At 38.3% G+C, this 18,257-nt stretch carries 17 protein-coding genes and 1 other annotated feature; of the genes, 12 read left to right on the top strand and 5 right to left on the bottom strand.

Annotation, left to right across the window (positions count from 1 at the left end; genetic code table 11):
- Window positions 1-4: 4 nt before the first annotated feature.
- Window positions 5-637: an N-acetyltransferase gene (locus ACFX4R_RS15810; protein ID WP_162215031.1), complete on the bottom strand. Its 633-nt coding sequence runs from the start codon at window positions 635-637 to the stop codon at window positions 5-7.
- Between the two features lie 284 nt (window positions 638-921).
- Between ACFX4R_RS15810 and acsA the strand changes: the two genes are divergently transcribed.
- Together acsA and tyrS are read left to right on the top strand one after the other, a co-directional pair.
- Window positions 922-2,637, top strand: coding sequence for an acetate--CoA ligase (gene acsA / locus ACFX4R_RS15805; protein ID WP_043975961.1), 1,716 nt, complete (start codon window positions 922-924; stop codon window positions 2,635-2,637).
- A 139-nt stretch (window positions 2,638-2,776) separates the two neighbouring features.
- Window positions 2,777-2,987: a binding site (T-box leader), on the top strand.
- A 75-nt stretch (window positions 2,988-3,062) separates the two neighbouring features.
- Entirely contained in the window at window positions 3,063-4,322 is a 1,260-nt protein-coding gene (tyrS, locus tag ACFX4R_RS15800; RefSeq protein ID WP_013085222.1) for a tyrosine--tRNA ligase, read from the top strand.
- A gap of 72 nt (window positions 4,323-4,394) precedes the next feature.
- On the opposite strand, the gene rpsD is transcribed toward tyrS, so the two are convergent.
- Both rpsD and ACFX4R_RS15790 read right to left on the bottom strand, forming a co-directional pair.
- On the bottom strand, window positions 4,395-4,997 hold the full coding sequence (gene rpsD / locus ACFX4R_RS15795) for a 30S ribosomal protein S4 (RefSeq protein WP_013059485.1): 603 nt from the start codon (window positions 4,995-4,997) through the stop codon (window positions 4,395-4,397).
- 416 nt (window positions 4,998-5,413) lie between these two features.
- Window positions 5,414-5,893, bottom strand: a complete 480-nt coding sequence (locus tag ACFX4R_RS15790) for a GAF domain-containing protein (RefSeq protein WP_043975966.1) — start codon at window positions 5,891-5,893, stop codon at window positions 5,414-5,416.
- A gap of 217 nt (window positions 5,894-6,110) precedes the next feature.
- Here ACFX4R_RS15790 and refZ point away from each other — a divergent pair, with 217 nt between their 5' ends.
- Window positions 6,111-6,758: a forespore capture DNA-binding protein RefZ gene (gene refZ, locus ACFX4R_RS15785; protein ID WP_013085219.1), complete on the top strand. Its 648-nt coding sequence runs from the start codon at window positions 6,111-6,113 to the stop codon at window positions 6,756-6,758.
- Here refZ and hisJ read toward each other — a convergent pair.
- Entirely contained in the window at window positions 6,750-7,544 is a 795-nt protein-coding gene (gene hisJ / locus ACFX4R_RS15780) for a histidinol-phosphatase HisJ (RefSeq protein WP_043975968.1), read from the bottom strand. The two genes, refZ and hisJ, sit on opposite strands and share 9 nt — an antisense overlap.
- 213 nt (window positions 7,545-7,757) lie before the next feature.
- Here hisJ and ezrA point away from each other — a divergent pair, with 213 nt between their 5' ends.
- The 5 genes from ezrA (at window position 7,758) to ACFX4R_RS15755 (ending at window position 14,074) form a co-directional block, all read left to right on the top strand.
- Window positions 7,758-9,449, top strand: coding sequence for a septation ring formation regulator EzrA (gene ezrA / locus ACFX4R_RS15775; protein ID WP_013059480.1), 1,692 nt, complete (start codon window positions 7,758-7,760; stop codon window positions 9,447-9,449).
- A gap of 271 nt (window positions 9,450-9,720) precedes the next feature.
- Window positions 9,721-10,863, top strand: a complete 1,143-nt coding sequence (locus ACFX4R_RS15770) for a cysteine desulfurase family protein (RefSeq protein WP_043975970.1) — start codon at window positions 9,721-9,723, stop codon at window positions 10,861-10,863.
- Between the two features lie 6 nt (window positions 10,864-10,869).
- A complete protein-coding gene (thiI, locus tag ACFX4R_RS15765; RefSeq protein WP_162215028.1) occupies window positions 10,870-12,081 on the top strand; it encodes a tRNA uracil 4-sulfurtransferase ThiI in 1,212 nt (403 codons plus the stop codon).
- An 88-nt stretch (window positions 12,082-12,169) separates the two neighbouring features.
- Window positions 12,170-12,358, top strand: coding sequence for an alpha/beta-type small acid-soluble spore protein (locus tag ACFX4R_RS15760; protein WP_013059477.1), 189 nt, complete (start codon window positions 12,170-12,172; stop codon window positions 12,356-12,358).
- A 123-nt stretch (window positions 12,359-12,481) separates the two neighbouring features.
- Window positions 12,482-14,074 carry an amidohydrolase gene (locus ACFX4R_RS15755; protein WP_237074105.1) on the top strand — a complete coding sequence of 531 codons (1,593 nt, stop codon included), beginning with the start codon at window positions 12,482-12,484 and terminating at the stop codon, window positions 14,072-14,074.
- Window positions 14,075-14,097: 23 nt separating this feature from the next.
- Here ACFX4R_RS15755 and ACFX4R_RS15750 read toward each other — a convergent pair whose 3' ends face one another.
- Entirely contained in the window at window positions 14,098-14,898 is an 801-nt protein-coding gene (locus ACFX4R_RS15750) for an NAD kinase (RefSeq protein WP_013059475.1), read from the bottom strand.
- A 149-nt stretch (window positions 14,899-15,047) separates the two neighbouring features.
- Here ACFX4R_RS15750 and sppA point away from each other — a divergent pair, with 149 nt between their 5' ends.
- The 4 genes from sppA to ytfJ all read left to right on the top strand — a co-directional run bounded on the left by sppA (window position 15,048) and on the right by ytfJ (window position 18,093).
- Entirely contained in the window at window positions 15,048-16,058 is a 1,011-nt protein-coding gene (gene sppA, locus ACFX4R_RS15745) for a signal peptide peptidase SppA (RefSeq protein WP_377569918.1), read from the top strand.
- A 10-nt stretch (window positions 16,059-16,068) separates the two neighbouring features.
- A complete protein-coding gene (locus ACFX4R_RS15740; RefSeq protein ID WP_377569916.1) occupies window positions 16,069-16,572 on the top strand; it encodes an RDD family protein in 504 nt (167 codons plus the stop codon).
- A 341-nt stretch (window positions 16,573-16,913) separates the two neighbouring features.
- Window positions 16,914-17,612, top strand: a complete 699-nt coding sequence (locus ACFX4R_RS15735; protein ID WP_280560419.1) for a DUF2953 domain-containing protein — start codon at window positions 16,914-16,916, stop codon at window positions 17,610-17,612.
- 13 nt (window positions 17,613-17,625) lie between these two features.
- Complete coding sequence (ytfJ, locus tag ACFX4R_RS15730; protein ID WP_162215025.1) at window positions 17,626-18,093, top strand: GerW family sporulation protein; 468 nt, start codon at window positions 17,626-17,628, stop codon at window positions 18,091-18,093.
- The last annotated feature ends 164 nt before the right edge of the window (window positions 18,094-18,257 follow it).

Here is an 18,257-nt window from a genome sequence, read left to right as displayed (position 1 = left end):
CGGCTTAATACATAAAGCGATTTCGAAAGCGCAGGCTATCAAATTCTTGTATGCTTTCTTGAGGTACTCTGCTCCCGATTCTTACCATCAAACAATTAGCAGGGTGGGAGCTAATCTCCGGATCATCTGTGGCAAACCACGTCAGTCCGCCTTTATTCATCATTTTCTCCATAATTTTGCGGTAATCCCACACATTTAGCCCTGTTCCTTTTAAATCCCAATGCCAGTAGTATTCTGTCGTAATGACAATATAATCTTCCATTGCATCATCCATCATAGATACGATAAGCAAGTTTTTACCAACAGCGTAGCTGCGAAATGGAGCGGCTACCTCTATAGCTCCTAATTCGATTAAATTCTCCATATTTCCTTCCGACCATCGTTCTAGAGGATCGGGATATAAAAAGGTTACATAACCAATGATTGTATGATGATGGCGAGCAACAATGATTCTACCTTCAGGCAAGTTGGCAATCTCGATCAATGCTTCTTTTTGCTGTTCAGGTGGACGAAAGGCTGTTAGTTGCTCATGAAAATCAAGTTGTTGCAAGGTCTGGGAGGAAACAGGTCCTTCAATAACAATTGCTCCAACAGCGGTTTTTAGTTCTTTCATATTGTATGTTTGGGAATGTTTCACATGAATCACCACCTTCAAGCAGTCTTATCTGTATTATAATACAAAAAAAACTTTATATTAAAGCGTTTTCAAAAAATTAAATAAAAGAAAAGGAGTTTTTTAGAATACATAGAATAAAAAATTAAAAGAGATTCTTGTTCATTCGACACTTCTATAACAGAGGTTGTCATATAACAAGGGAGACTATTATCCCAATTCCGACAAATAATTTTTATAAAATTGTGAAAAGTCTATTTTTGTTATATAATAGGTTTGTAAATTTTATACATAAGGGGGAGTTTGTGATGAAGGTGGAAGCGCTTCCTGTAATTGAAGGGGTATACAACTTACAGGACTATGATAAAACGTATCAAACCTTTGACTGGTCACAAGTGGAGAAGGAATTTTCATGGCATGAAACAGGTAAACTAAATGCAGCTTATGAAGCAATTGATAAGCACGCAAACTCTACGCGTAAAAATAAAGTTGCGCTTTATTATCGAGACGCGCAGCGCAATGAAAAATATACATTCAAAGAAATGAAAGAATGGTCAAACAAAGCCGCAAACGTGCTAAAACAAGCAGATGTAGAAAAAGGAGATCGCGTGTTTATCTTTATGCCTCGCTCTCCGGAACTTTATTTTGCATTGTTAGGAGCGGTGAAGCTTGGTGCTATTGTTGGGCCTTTATTTGAAGCGTTCATGGAAGGTGCAGTAAAAGATCGTTTGCAAGACAGTGATGCAAAAGTGTTAATTACGACGCCTGAACTGCTGAGCCGCGTTCCGGTGAAAGATTTGCCAGCTTTAAAACACATTCTCCTGGTAGGGGAAAATGTAGAAGAAGAAGGCATTCAACTAGATTTTCTGAAGCGATTAGAAGCGGCGAATAAAGAGGTGGAAATTGAGTGGGTAGATAGAACAGATGGTATGCTGCTTCATTATACATCAGGTTCAACTGGCAAACCAAAAGGGGTGCTTCATGTTCACAACGCAATGCTTCAGCACTATCAAACTGCAAAGTGGGTACTCGACTTAAAAGATGACGATGTGTATTGGTGTACAGCAGATCCCGGTTGGGTAACGGGGACTTCCTATGGGATTTTTGGTCCTTGGCTTGCTGGAGCAACCAATGTGATTGTGGGAGGACGATTTAGTCCAGATGCATGGTATCAAGCACTTGAAGATTTTGGCGTAACGGTTTGGTACAGTGCACCTACAGCTTTTCGTATGCTAATGGGTGCTGGTGATGACTTAGTTAAACGCTATGATTTAAGCAATCTCAGACATGTATTAAGTGTGGGAGAACCGTTAAATCCTGAAGTGGTACGCTGGGGAATGAAGGTGTTCCAAAAACGTATTCATGATACATGGTGGATGACTGAAACTGGCGGTCAGACGATTTGTAATTATCCGTCTATGAAAATTAAGCCAGGATCTATGGGGAAACCAATTCCAGGTGTACAAGCAGCAATCGTTGACGATCAAGGACAAGAGCTTCCACCTTATCGAATGGGTAACTTAGCAATTAAAAAAGGCTGGCCATCTATGATGCATACGATTTGGAACAACAAAGAAAAGTATGAGTCATATTTTATGCCAGGTGATTGGTACGTATCAGGTGATTCGGCGTATATGGATGAAGACGGTTATTTTTGGTTCCAAGGCCGAATCGATGATGTTATTATGACGGCAGGAGAACGCGTGGGTCCATTTGAAGTAGAAAGTAAGCTTGTTGAACACCCTGCTGTAGCAGAAGCGGGTGTTATTGGTAAGCCTGACCCTGTGCGTGGGGAAATTATTAAAGCATTTATCGCACTTAGAGATGGGTATGAATCTTCAGATGAACTGATTGAAGATATTCGTCAATTTGTGAAAAAAGGGTTAGCTGCTCATGCAGCCCCGCGTGAAATCGAGTTTAAAGATAAGCTACCTAAAACACGAAGTGGTAAAATTATGCGTCGCGTTTTAAAAGCGTGGGAATTAGATTTGCCAACGGGCGATTTGTCAACGATGGAAGACTAAGGAGTAAATGTTTCAATCTTTGTAGGGAAAATAAGTGATTTTTATAAAGTTCAAACAGCCAGCTGTTTGAACTTTTTTTTGGACTTGAATTTTAAAATGAAATCATTCATAATTGTGGGGTGTAAACTTTTAAATAAAATAAACTGCAGTGATAGGAAGAAGTAATACTTGTCTCCCTGTTTAAGAGAGCTGATGGTTGCTGAAAATCAGTACATAGACAAATATGAAATACGTCCTTGAGCATCTTTTGTGAACTTACAGTAGCAAAAGACGGGTAGACCGTTACATCATTTAAGTGGGAAATAATTTATTTCCAAATAGGGTGGTACCGCGATATTTTCGTCCCTTCTTTTTTAAGAAGGGGCGTTTTTTATGTTGTTCAACAAATTGTAACGAGCAATTAGATAAAGGAGAGAATATATAACATGGATATTTTACAAGATCTTGAGTTTCGAGGGCTCATTAACCAACAAACGGATGAAAAAGGTTTAAGTGAACTTTTGAGTAAAGAGTCTGTTCGTTTATACTGTGGATTCGATCCGACAGCCGACAGCCTTCACATCGGCCACATGCTTCCTGTTTTAATTTTACGTCGCTTTCAACAAGCTGGACACCAACCAATTGCATTAGTTGGTGGAGGTACGGGTCTTATTGGAGATCCAAGCGGTAAAAAAGCAGAGCGTACATTAAATGAAAAAGAAACGGTTGCCATGTTTAGTGAGCGTATTAAAGGTCAGCTTTCACGCTTCTTAGATTTCGAAGAAGGTGAAAATGCAGCAGTTATTGCAAATAACTATGACTGGATTGGCTCATTAGATGTTATTACATTCCTACGAGATATCGGTAAAAACTTTGGTATTAACTATATGATGGCAAAGGATTCTGTTCAATCTCGTATCGAATCAGGCATTTCATTTACGGAATTTAGCTACATGATTTTACAATCATACGATTTCTTGAATTTATACCAAACATATAACTGTAAGCTTCAAATTGGCGGCAGCGACCAATGGGGAAATATTACAGCTGGCTTAGAATTAATTCGTAAATCAGAAGAAGATGCAAAAGCATTTGGATTAACAGTTCCGCTTGTAACAAAAGCGGACGGGACGAAGTTCGGTAAAACAGAAGGCGGAGCAATTTGGTTAGACCCTGAAAAAACAAGTCCATATGAATTCTACCAATTCTGGATTAATACAGATGATCGTGATGTTATAAAATATTTAAAATACTTTACATTCTTATCACACGAGGAAATTAATGAATTAGCAGCTTCTGCAAAAGAAGCTCCTGAAAAACGCGAAGCACAAAAAGCACTAGCGGCAGCGATGACTACGCTTGTACACGGTGAAGAAGCTCTTGAGCAAGCAATTCGTATTTCGCAAGCTTTATTTAGCGGAAGTATTTCAGAGTTAACAGCAGAAGAAATTAAGCAAGGATTCAAGGATGTTCCTTCTTACACGCATACAGGTGAAGATATTGGTTTAATTGATTTACTTGTAGAAAGTAAAATTTCTCCTTCTAAACGTCAAGCACGTGAAGATATTTCAAACGGTGCGATTTACTTAAATGGTGAGCGTGAACAAGATTTACAAAAAACAGTAGGTGCAGAAGACCGTATTGAAGGTCAATTCACAGTGATTCGTCGAGGCAAGAAAAAATATACGCTTATTCAATACGCATAAAAAAAAGGCCGAAAGGCCTTTTTTTTATATAGATAGCAAAAAAGCCGCTCCATAAGGAACGGCTTTTTACTATTAACGAGAGTAGAACTCTACGATTAGTGCTTCGTTGATTTCAGCAGATAATTCAGAACGCTCTGGTAAGCGAGTGAATGTACCTTCTAATTTCTCAGCGTCTACTGTTAAGTAGTCTGGTACGAAGTTGTTAACTTCAAGCGCTTCTTTCACGATTGAAAGGTTGCGAGATTTTTCGCGAACACCGATCACTTGACCAGGTTGTACACGGTAAGATGGGATGTCAACGCGTTTACCGTCAACTAAAACGTGACCGTGGTTAACTAATTGACGAGCTTGACGACGAGTGCGTGCAAGACCCATACGGTATACTAAGTTATCAAGACGAGCTTCTAAAAGAATCATGAAGTTCTCACCGTGCTTACCAGTTAATTTACCAGCAGCAACGAATAAGTTACGGAATTGACGCTCAGTTACACCATACATGTGGCGTAATTTTTGCTTTTCTTGTAATTGTAAACCGTACTCAGAAATTTTCTTACGTTGACCTGGGCCGTGTGGACCTGGAGCGTAAGGGCGTTTTTCTAATTCTTTACCTGTACCACTTAGAGAAAGACCTAAGCGACGAGAGATTTTCCAACTTGGACCTGTATAACGAGCCATGATGACTCCTCCTTGTTTGTGTTTTTATTTTATGCAAAACAAAAACAGACACATTCTAGCGATATGCTCATTTTGTTTTCATGTACCATCGCTCTAGCAGCAGAGAGTTACACGATACACCATCTTGTTAAAAGGATTGCTACTTCTGTAAAACAATCTTTTAATGAGGAACAAAATGAAAAAACATAAAGAAGATTGTATAAGCTGCAATATTTCACACAACGAGTATTATAGGTGTTTCCTCGTATAAAGTCAAGGAAGATTGAAGATTAAAAGAATGTAAAAGAAAGGATATATTCATTTGAAGTATGAAAGGAGAAGAAAGAACGTAAGAAAACGGTGGTGATGGGCTAATCAAACGTTTGTTTAATAAGCAAAAACCGCTGATTCGCAGCGGTTTTTTTGCTTATTCATATTCAAAGAAAAGAAGTGAGTTCTTTCACGAATTCTTCAAGATACTGTTGATCGATTTCATCAAAGCGATTCTTGATTGGACTGTCAATATCAAGAACACCTAAAAGTTTACCGTCTTTTACCATTGGCACAACGATTTCAGATTGAGAAGCAGCATCACATGCAATGTGGCCAGGGAATGCATGAACATCTTCAATTCGCTCTGTTCTTTGATTTTGAGCTGCTGTACCGCATACGCCTTTTCCAAGTGGAATTCGAACACAAGCCGGCAGCCCCTGGAAAGGACCGAGTACTAACTCGCCGTCTTCCATTAAATAAAAACCTACCCAGTTTACTTCATTTAAAAATTGATTTAGTAAAGCTGAAGCATTTGCTAGATTAGCAATGGCATTGCTTTCTCCTTCTAATAAGGCGCGTAATTGCTTAATTACTAATTCATAATCCTTTTGTTTTGAGCCGCTGTAGTTTTCGACATTAAACAATGTATTCTCCTCCATTCAACATAAGATTTAATGAGTTTTTATCAGGAAACGTCAGTTTTAACGCTACTTTGTCGATAAAAGATTACAGGAACTAAAAAGCCTATCACGAATTATGTAGAGAGGCTACTAAAATCCTTTTTAAATACTGTAACGATTTCTACACAATTTTGCAATCATATGTGTTTTGTAAAAATAAATCGAAATGAGGTGTAGATAGATGGCTGTACAGTCAAAAACGAAAGAGAAAATTATTGATGCGGCTGTTTCTCTTTTTAACGTAAAAGGTTTTGATGGTACGTCGGTGCGCGAGATTGCAGGAAAAGCGAAAGTGAACGTAGCGAATATTTCATATTATTTTCATAGCAAAGAAGGATTGCTTGAAAGTTTAGTGATTTCTTATTTTGAAGGTTATATTGCGGTACTGGAGCAAGCATTCCAAGAAATGAAAAAGCTGTCTTCAACAGAAAGTATGATCGTGATGATTCGAGCTATCTTACATTACCAGCACGAAAATAGGCATATTGCCCGGCTCGTATATAGAGAAATCTCTCTTGACACGATTTTAATTCGAGAAGTTATGACTACGTATTTAACCAAGGAAAAATACTACTTAAAAACAATCCTTGAAAGAGGGATGAAAGAAAAGGAATTTCGAAAGCTGCACGTTTCCTTTACAATCATTGAGCTTAAGGGCATGCTGTCTATGCCTTATCTTCATCCTCAGTATCTAAGTGAAGTTCTTCATATATTGCCTCACGAACCGTATTTTGTTCAGCAATATGCGATTGAGCTTGAGCAATGGGTGCACACAACGGTATGTTTACCATATGAACGGACAAACAAACTGCGCGTTCAATTATCCTAAATGGAGCTCTCCATAGCCTTGGCCTAAATCCTTCGCACAGTGGGCGTCTGACCCATATACGAGAGGGATTTTTTTCTGTTGGGCTGCTTTTACGACAAAGGGAGCTGGATACGCTTCCTTGCACAAAGGCTTAAACAACCCTGCACCATTATAATCCAAAGCCAGATCTTTCATTTTTATTTCATCGAGTATTGCTAAAATAATAGGGGAAAGTGTGTCTTCATATGGAAAGCGAGTTTGAAATTTATGTACAAGCGTCATATGACCAATGCGCTTAGGCTTATAAACGCCTAAATTGGCCTGTACAGAGCGTAATACCGTGTTGTAATACTTATCATATACTTTGCTTACGCTGCCAAACTTCTGTACAATATGTGCAAATACGTCAGCGCTAAAATCTAGGCAGTCATATCCTTCTTCATGTTTTAAGAAGTGGACAGAAAGTATGCTGTCATCGAGATAAGGACCATATTCGTTTAAGAAATCTGTTGTTTGGTGTTCAAATCCTTCAATAAAGTCAACTTCCAATCCGATATTAATACGAATATCGCGCTCAAATTCTTTTTTAACTTGCTGTACGTTTTGAATGTAGCGATCAAGTTTGTCAGGATCCATTCCGCTGTCGCGATCAGGCGTCGGATCACTGAAGCTTTTTGGTAATGGAGCATGCTCTGTAAACGAAATCTCGCAAAAGTTCAGGGAAATCGCCTGTTCAACATATTGTTGCAATGAATCAGGTGAACCGTGTGGGCAAAATGGAGTATGAATATGTTTGTCAACTTTCATAAAAAATGCCTCCTTTTTTCTTCTTTTTCCATTGTAACGACACAAAGTGACTCCATGCCAATATTTTGTATAAAAAAATTTAATTTTTTGCTCAAAAGTTGGACTTTACATGGTATCATAAAAACATTGACGCAAAAAAATTTAAAGGATTAAATTCACCCTTTTTATAAATAAGAAACTTGTCATGTAGAACGCACTGTAAGGGGGCTTAGTATGGAATTCATTATAGCACTAATCATACTTATTATCGGATTAGTTGTGTACGGAATGTTTTCACGTAAAAAGATTTATCAAGAAATTGATCGCCTGGAAACGATCAAAGTCGAATTAGCAAATACGCCAGTTGCAGAGGAAATTTCAAAAGTAAAAGAATTGAACATGACAGGTCAAACTGAAGAGCTATTTGAACGTTGGCGTGAGCAGTGGGATGAAATTATATCAACTAATCTCCCGAAAATTGATAAAGAACTGTTTGAAACGGAAGAAGCAGCGGATAAATACCGATTTAAAAAAGCGAAGCAGTTATCTATACATATTGATCAAGCCTTAGAACAAACCAAGATAGATATTGAAAACATACTTACTGAACTTCAAAATTTAATTGGTAGCGAACAAGATAATCGATATGATATTGAGGAATTAAATCAGCTTCACCGCCATGTGAAGAAAAAATTGCTCGCACATCGGTATTCCTATGGAAATGCTGAAAAAACGTTAGAATACGCAATTAATACGTCTAAAGAGCAGTTTAAAAAATACGAGGAAGAGACGATTAACGGAAACTATCTTCAAGCACGTGAGATTGTTCTTCAATTAAAAACTGATTTAACAGCTATTGATTCGTATTTAGAACAAATTCCAAAAGTGTTAGTTGAGTGTCAGACCACTCTTCCTGTTCAGTTCAATGAACTGCTTGACGGGTTCCGCGAAATGAGTGAGCAGGGATATGTGTTAGATCATCTGCAAGTAGAAGAAACGGTAGAGCTTTTAAAACAAGAAACTGCTGAAATTATTGCAGATATTGAAGAATTATATGTGGAAGAAGCGATTACAAAACTAGATGATGTGAACGAACGCTTAGAGCAGTTATATGACTCACTTGAGCATGAGGTTTTCTCCTATCATAAAATGAACCGTGAATCTCATACGGTATCTAACTTCCTTCGTATGCTTCAAGAACGAAACCGTGAACTTCGTGAAGAAACGCTATTTGTACAGCAAAGCTATCATTTTAAAGAGCGCGATTTAGACGTATATTATAAAATGGACCGCGAACTAAAACGATTGACTAACTTGTACTATAATATTTCGGACAAGGTGGCGGAGCACAATTTAGCCTACAGTGTGATCCAAGAAGAACTCGAAGACGTTTCCAAACAGCTTAACCAATTAAAAGAATCTCAGGAATCCTATAGCGATATGCTACAAGCTCTTCGCAAAGATGAGCTCTCAGCTAAGGACAAAATAGAAGAACTGAAATCTCAGTTGATTGAAGCACGACGCCTTATTCAAAAAAGCAACCTTCCTGGTGTTCCTGAAGAATATAAAGTGCAGCTTGAAAAAACGGTTCATATCTTAAATGAAGTAACCGCTAAGCTGAAAGAAAAACCGCTTAATATTCAAGCTGTTCAATCTTTACTTGAAGATGCTGTTGGTTTTGTTCAGGATACATTTGATGAAACAGAGGCAATGTTAGAAGAAGCGCGACTCGTTGAAAGAGTGATTCAATACGGTAACCGCTATAGAAGTACTCATCACTCGATTGCACAGTCTTTAGAAGAAGCAGAAGAAGCATTTCGTCATTACGAATACAAAGAAGCATTAAAACAGGCATCTGCAGCTATTGAGCAAGTAGATCCTGGTGCGCTGGATCGTATACAGCGTATTGTATCTTCACAGAGTTAAAAAGCTCGTGTCCAAAGGACACGAGCTTTTTTATGACGCTTTTCTTTGCATACTATCTCGTATCTCTTTCAATGCTAATGGTATAGTCTATAAATACGGCAGCAACTGTTAGGATAAGCAAGGGGAGACCTTGCTTATAAAGTGGCAAATAGCTTTGAAAAGATCGTCTATCCTTGTTATGATTACTAAGGCAAAACCTAATTTAAAAAAGTATCAAGGTATGTTATGATAATACGTTGTTCCGAAAAAATGAAGAAGGGGGCGCGCATCCTTGATTTATTTAGATAATAGCGCTACAACAAAACCCTATAACGAAGTCATACAATCTTTTACTAAAGTAGCTACAACTTATTATGGCAATCCATCCTCCCTCCATCAGTTTGGCGTACAGGCGGAGAATTTGTTGAGCCGCTCGCGTGAGCAAGTAGCAGAATTGCTGCACGTATCGTCAAATGAAATTATCTTTACATCGGGAGGAACGGAAGGGAATAATTTGGCTATTAAAGGCGTAGCGATGCGATATAAAAGCCGAGGTCAGCATATCATTACGACAAATATTGAACATGATTCTGTTCATGAACCATTCAAGCAGTTAGAAGCCCTAGGATTTAACGTTACGTATGTTCCGGTAGATTCCAGTGGATTTGTATCACCTGCGGCTATTGAATCAGCTATTACAGATGAAACCATTTTAGTATCTGTTATGCATGTAAATAATGAGATTGGCACCATTCAGCCAATTGAAGAAATTGGACATATGCTGACGAACTATTCAAAGGTGCTTTTTCATGTCGATCATGTGCAGGGAATTGGAAAAGTTCCGCTTTCTTTAGCGGATCATAAAATTGATTTATGCACATTATCAGGACACAAAATTCACGGCTTAAAAGGGACGGGAATTTTATATAAACGAAATGGAGTTCAGCTTCATCCACTGCTTAGCGGAGGCTCTCAGGAAATGCAGTATCGATCAGGCACGGAAAATGTGCCGGGAATCGTAGCATTTGCTAAAGCACTTCGTTTAACACTTGAACATGCTGCTCAAAATCAGCAAAAAATGCGGAAAATAAAAGCAGAACTGATGGACAACCTTTCTGCTCACGAAAGAATCACGATTAATACGCCGAATGAGCATTCGGCACCCCATATTATAAATTTTACAGCACAAGGTATTAAAGGTGAGGTTTTTGTTCACGCTCTTGAAGAAAAAGGAGTGTTTGTATCCACTACATCTGCTTGCTCATCAAAGCGAAAAAAGCCAAGCAAAACGCTTTTAGCTATCGGTAAAAATTACGAAGAAGCCGATCAGTCCATTCGATTAAGCTTGTCAGGCTTAAATGATTATAATGAAGTAACGCCTATTGTAAATGCTATTTTCACAGTAATTGAAGATCTAAAGAAAGTAATGAGGTAAATGATTATGATATATAACCATATTTTAATTCGGTACGGAGAAATCTCAACCAAAGGACAAAATAGAAAAAAATTTGTTGCCCAGCTAAGAAAAAATATTGTAACGGCTCTTAGTGCATTCCAAAATATTCACGTAAAATACACAAGAGACCGCATGTATATTCACTTAAACGGTGAAAATCACGAGCCTATTATCGAACGTCTTCAGCAAATCTTTGGTATTCAAAGCTTTAGTTTAGCATTAAAAGTTGAAAATGAGCTTGAAGCGATTCAAGAAGCAGCGTTAGAAGCAATGAAAGAATTTGATGTAGAAGGAAAAACATTCAAAGTATCTACTCGAAGAGCGTATAAACAATTTCCTCTTGATACAAACGAATTAAATTATGAAGTAGGAAGTCATATTCTACGAAATACAGAGCATCTAAAGGTAAACGTAAAAGAACCAAGCGTAAATGTACGAGTAGAAGTGAGAAGTGAAGCAACGTATATTACATGTTTTGATTATCGCGGAGCAGGAGGTCTTCCAGTTGGTACGAGTGGAAAAGCGATGCTGATGCTTTCTGGAGGAATCGACAGCCCGGTTGCAGGATACTTAGCTATGAAGCGCGGTTTAGAAATAGAAGCGGTTCATTTTTATAGTCCGCCTTTTACAAGTGAACGTTCTAAGCAAAAAGTCATCGATTTAACGCAAAAACTAACGGCTTATCACGAAAAAGTAAAGCTGCATATTGTACCGTTTACAGCTGTACAGCAAGCGATTCAAAAGCAAATTCCAGAGAATTATACCATGACCTCTACACGTCGTATGATGCTTCGAATTACGGACCTTATTCGTGAAAAAAATGAATCGTTAGCTATCGTAACTGGCGATAGCTTAGGGCAGGTAGCTAGTCAAACGGTTGAGAGCATGTATGCGATTAATGAAGTGACTAATACGCCAATTTTGCGTCCGCTTGTAACAATGGATAAAACGGAGATTGTTGAAATTGCCCGCAAAATTGATACACATGAAATTTCGAATCGACCGTATGAAGACTGCTGTACAATTTTTACCCCAAGCTCACCAAAAACGAAGCCAAAGCGTGAAAAAATAAATCGATACGAACAATTTTATGATTTTGAAACATTAATTCAAGAAGCGGTAAATAATGTAGAAACGCTTGAGATGACAGCTTCTTCGGCTACAAATACCGCAGACAGCGTAGAAGATTTGTTTTAAAAGTTAAATTTCATAAAATTACCAAAAAAATAATGTATGATGCCATGTGTTTTGACACAATCTATATTCAACAAGGAGGTGAAAACACATGGCAAACACAAACAAATTAGTAGCTCCTGGTTCAGCAGCTGCTATCGACCAAATGAAATACGAAATCGCTTCTGAATTCGGTGTAAATCTTGGACCAGAAGCAACAGCTCGCGCTAACGGATCTGTTGGTGGAGAAATCACTAAACGCTTAGTTCAAATGGCTGAGCAACAACTTGGTGGTAAATAAGTCATATTAACTAAATAATGATGGCTAAAAAGAGTGGGGGAAACCTCACTCTTTTGTCTGGTTTGTTTTGTCACGTATAATAGAGACAAGATCAAGCTTTATAAAGTAAAGGAGATGTTGGCGATGGGGACTTTATTTTACGGAGGCAAAATATATACGATGCTAAAAGAAGATGAGCATGTAGAAAGCGTATATGTTGAAAAAGGATTCATTGAAGATATAGGCGCAGAAGAAAATCTAAGAATCAAATGGGGTGCTGAGATTGACAAAGAAGTACACCTCAAAGGATATTCAATGTATCCGGGCTTTGTAGATAGCCATCTTCACTTAATTGGTCATGGTGAAAAGCTCATTAGGCTTGATTTGTCTCAAGCTACTTCTAGGGAAGATGTGCTGATGCGCGTTCGGCAAAAAGTAGAGAGTACACCAAAAGGAGAATGGGTAATTGGAGAAGGTTGGGATGAAAATCAGTGGGAAGATTCCTCTTTGATTCAGTATCAAGATCTTGATCAACTTTCAACAGAACATCCTATTATGTTGAAGCGAGTCTGTCGTCACGGATTAGTAGTAAACGGGACTGCTCTTAAAATAGCCGGGATTACAGCTGAAACATGGGACCCGGAAGGAGGTATTATCCAGAGGGATGAAGCGGGAAATCCTACCGGTTTTTTGGCTGATCAAGCGCAAGAATTAGTAACGGCTCATATTCCTCAAGTATCGGAAGCATACATTCGACAAGCTCTTTCAGTAGCTATTAAAGATTGTGTTCAGCACGGATTGACGGGTGGACATACGGAAGATTTAAATTATTATGGAGGCTTTTTGCGTACATATCAAGCATTTCAAGACGTTATTCATAAAGAAAAGCAGCTGTTTCGTGCTCATTTACTTGTTCATCATGAAGCTGTAGATGATATGTATACATATGTTGAAGAAAAGAAAGACACATCCGCTTTTATTGAAATAGGGCCAATGAAGATTTTTGCTGATGGTTCTCTCGGCAGTCAATCTGCTCTTTTAAGCTTTCCATACAAAAGCGACCCATCTACAAGAGGTGTAGCTATTCAATCACTCGATGAATTAAAACAGCTAGTGAGAAAAGCAAGAGAATTAGGCATGACGGTTGCAATTCATGCGATTGGTGATTTAGCGTTTCAATATGTAGTAGAAAGCATCGAACAATATCCTCCTCAAACAGGGCAAAGAGATCGTATTATTCATGCGCAAATTCTACGAAAAGATTTAGTTGAGCGTGTAAAAAAGCTCCCGGTTGTATTGGATATCCAGCCTCGGTTTTTAGCCAGTGATTTTCCATGGGTCATTGAAAAAATTGGAGAAGAGCATTTGGACTATTGCTATGCGTGGAAAACGTTATTGGACGAGGGCGTTATGTGTGCAGGCGGATCGGATGCGCCTATTGAACCTATCAATCCCATGTTAACAATTCATGCAGCAGTTTCTAGAAAAACTTCTCCAAATAGCTCGGTCGTTTACATACCGTCTGAGCGACTTACAGTATTTGAAGCTGTTCAGCTGTTTACTTTAGGAAGTGCGCAGGCCATTCATCAAGAGGACAAAAAAGGATATATTCAAAAGGACTATGTAGCTGATTTTACCGTATTAGAAAGAGATCTGTTTGAGATACCTGCAGATGATATTCCAGGGGTACAGGTGCAGATGACTGCTATTAATGGAGAAATTGTATATCAAAAATAAAAAGCGCCCAAGGGCGCTTTTTATTATAGAAATGTACGCTTAACTCGTTGCCAGAAAGAGTTATCTTTCAGTTTAACCGTTTTAATTTGACGGTCGCTTAAACGAATTTGAACTTGATCAACTTGGCGTGCATTTAATGCTTCGTTATCTATTCCAATAATTGGACTGTGGTTGTTGTCATTGGATAGTTTTAAAGTGAGCGTATGCTCAGCGCTTAGGATGAATGAAGATCCTAATGTACGATAGTTATTATTATTTAGCGATGCCAATTCGCTGACTTGCATACAAGGAATTAACGGATCAACTACGGCTCCACTTACCGATTTATTATAAGCCGTACTGCCTGTTGGTGTTGAAATAATCATCCCATCCCCACGGAATGTTTCAAAGTGATTTTCATTAATAAAAACATCTAGACTGAGTGTTTTTATAACACCTGATCGAATCGAACATTCATTTAAGCAATAAAAAGAAGTTCCTTGATCAATTTGAGTTTGTAAAACGGGAAATCGACGTACTTCTATATTTTCTGTCGTAATAGCTTCAATCATTTTATCCGTTTCATCGATATGAAAATCGCAGTAAAAGCTTAGTTGATCTGAAGTTGTGACACCAGCATATAAGCAGTCATCTCGAAAGCCAGATTGACGGACAGCCTGTAAGAAAGCTCCGTCACCGCCAATACTTACAATGATGTTAGCGCTGTCGAAATGATCTACTACTTGAAAGTCATATTGTTTTGCAAGTTCAATAAGTGGACTTACAAGCGCCTTTGTTTCCTGGTTTTTTGGATGAAAGAAATAAACGTTGCGACGATTTGGCATAGATAGTTCCCCCTTGTTTGTCTGATATGTAAAATATTAGCGATAAAGTAAACTTTTTAAAAAAAGTTTGTTACAATAATTATAGCATTATTGCTTTAAGAATTAAAAGAATAATCTTTTAATTCTGACACCTAAAAAGGAGGATTTTCATGAACAAAAAAAGGTGGATTGCTCTTTTAATTGCAGCCTGCTTATTCATTTTTTCTGCGATTGTTAATATTGGTTTTTCAGTCAAAGAAGAAAAAGATGACGGTCTGGCAGGCATATTTGGAGGAGACGACAGTGAACTATCAGAAACAGTTATCGAAAAAGGGGATGCAGCTAAGAAAATTGCAGTGCTAGAGGTCAATGGAACGATTCAAGATACAGGAAGCGGTTCCTCTCCGCTTATGTCCCAAAATGGTTATAACCACCAAGCATTTTTAAAGCAGCTAGAGGCTGCAAAAAATGATAAGGCAGTTAAAGGAGTCATTATTAAGGTGAATTCACCGGGCGGCGGCGTCGTTGAAAGTGCTGAAATACATAAAAAAATTGAAGAGCTGAAGAAAGAAACGAAAAAGCCAGTGTATATTTCAATGGGATCAATGGCTGCTTCAGGAGGCTATTACATTTCAACAGCGGCTAACAAAATCTATGCAATCCCGGACACTTTAACAGGTTCACTAGGTGTAATTATGCAAAGCGTTAACTACGGCAAGCTGGCTGATAGACTAGGAGTAGAATCTGTCGTGATTAAAAGCGGGGCTCATAAAGATATTATGTCTCCAACAAGAGAAATGACCGGAGAAGAAAAAGAAATTATGCAAACACTTGTAGACAACTCGTACGATGGTTTCGTCAATGTTATCTCTGAGGGACGTCACTTGTCTAAAGAAAAAGTGCGTTCTATCGCAGATGGACGAGTGTACGATGGACGTCAGGCTAAAGAGCTGAAGCTGGTCGATCAACTAGGCTATTTTGAAGATGCGGTAACAGGAATGGAAAAAGATTATAAGTTAAAAGGGGCACAAGTAATTCAATACGATCAAGGATTCGGACTGCCTTCTTGGCTTTCAATGAGTATGCAAAAAGTAATAGGTGGAGATGAACAAGTCACTGCAATGTTAAAAACATTTGCGCAGCCAAGCTCTCCGCGTCTGATGTATTTATATGCAGAATAGAGGTGGGAACATGGAAAATCAGTCTCATTCAACCGAATCAAACGACAATATAAAACATGAGCCAGCGGTAAGTATGCCAATAGGTAGTGAATTCCATTATGCAGGCTTTTGGATGCGCTTTTGGGCATATCTTTTAGATCTAGCTGTGGTAGCTAGCTTGAACTCTCTGCTGATCAAGCCCATTTTCCATTTAGCAGGTATTTCTCGAGAAGATGGATTTTTTTCTCCTTATACGATTGTAACGGTTATTATCTTCTATGGTTATTTTGTTTTAATGACCAAGTATTTTGGACAAACGCTTGGAAAAATGGTGTTTGGGCTTAAAGTAGTATCGCTGAAAGACTCCACGTTAACTTGGCCTGTTGTGCTGTTTCGTGAAGGAGTTGGACGCTATATTTCTAAAACGGTTTTTCTACTAGGCTATTTATTAGTTGCGTTTTTACCTAAGAAGCAAGGAGCACACGATTACTACGCAGATACAACCGTCATACACGAAGGTACAATCAGCAGATAATAAAAACGGGCTGGAATAAAAGGATTTTAGACGAAGTAAAAAATGAACCACTGATCAAGACTTTTGATTAGTGGTTCGTTTTTTTTGTTATGGTAAACGCAGGTTTCATTTGTTTAGATTCTTCTAGCAGTTGATTTCCGTGCAAGACTTCGCTTTCCGCGGGAGTCTTCGCCTTGTCCTCCAATCAACTGCGGTGTCACAAGCGGTTCAACTCATGTATCCCATTTGTTCGTCTTGAGATTAGATTCATTTCGTTATATCTCAACCTCTTTTTATTGTTTCCATAAGGTTTAATATTCTGTGTTTTGGAGATAATGTGAAGCTAAGAAGGAGTGAAGGATGTGCTATGGCTTTTATGGATATTGCTAGCACTTTTAATTGTTATTGTACTTATTGTATGGACAAAAATTACGCTGTTTGTAGATCTTCACCATGTCCGAGATAACGATTATTACAGAGTGAGACTCAGGGCTTGGTTTGGTCTTATTCGCTATACATATGAAATTCCGGTAGTGAAAGTAAGAAAAGATTCACCGCGTTTGCTTGTTGAAAAGAAGAAAGGAATGGGTGATCAAGGAAAAGAAAATGAGAATTCATGGAGTGATTATTCTGTAGAAGACGGGCTAAGCATGTTAGAAAATGCGAAGCAATTTCTTGAACAGGTAGTCGGTTTTCATAAAATTTTCCGTCGTTTCTTACAGAAAGTAACGGTAAGTGATATTAGATGGCACAGCCGTTTCGGCTTAGGTGACGCTGCGTTAACAGGCGTACTTACCGGGGCTGTATGGTCTGCAAAGGGGAGCATAGTTGGTATAATCAGCCGTTATATGAAATTAAAAGATATGCCTGTCATGAGCGTTACTCCTGTATTTCAACATCTTTGGTCAGAAACGGTATTTGAGTGCATAATTTCTTTTCGAGTTGGTCAAGCTATTCTAGTAGGTTTACGGACCTTGAGATACTGGCGGCATACGTCCAAAAAGCGTCGCAAAAGATGGAAGTCGTCAAATAAGAACAAGACACACTCTGTGAAAACATAAGGAGGTTATCTTAATGGCAGAACATCCAATTAAAAGTTTAATGTCGACAGCTATGGAAAATTTAAAGGAAATGATTGATGTTAATACAATCATTGGTGATCCTGTAGAAACACCTGATGGCAGTGTTATTTTAACTGTCTCAAAAGTAGGGTTTGGTTTTGCAGCGGGCGGAAGCGAATTTGGAGTAGAAGGGCATGCACCATCTTCTCCGGGACAGCATCAGCAAGAATCAGGTCATCCATTTGGCGGAGGTAGCGGTGGCGGTGTATCAATTACGCCAATTGCCTTTTTAATTGTGAGTGGAAGCGGAATTAAAATGCTTCACCTTAACGAAAGTACACATTTATATGAAAAGATTTTAGATACAGCACCTCAAGCAATTGAACGCTTGCAACAAATGTTTAAACGAAACAATCATCAGCAGGATCATCATAATCAACAAAATCAGCATCATGATAGTGCAAACGATTTTAATTTGTAAGTATAAAATAAAGCTTTGCTTGCTTCTTTGAATAGTAAAAGAAGCAAGCAAAGCTTATTTTGTTTGGTTTGTTTTCTAGCTTGGAGTGCCATGTTTTGTATGTCATTTAATTGCAATATAGAGACAGACAAGCTAATATGAACAGTGTACATACTTATTTAAAG

Origin of the sequence: Priestia sp. YIM B13490, assembly GCF_042787735.1 — a bacterium.
Taxonomy (GTDB): domain Bacteria; phylum Bacillota; class Bacilli; order Bacillales; family Bacillaceae_H; genus Priestia; species Priestia megaterium.
Note: the sequence above shows the minus strand (reverse complement) of the source record. Positions and strands in the feature narration are given on the sequence as shown.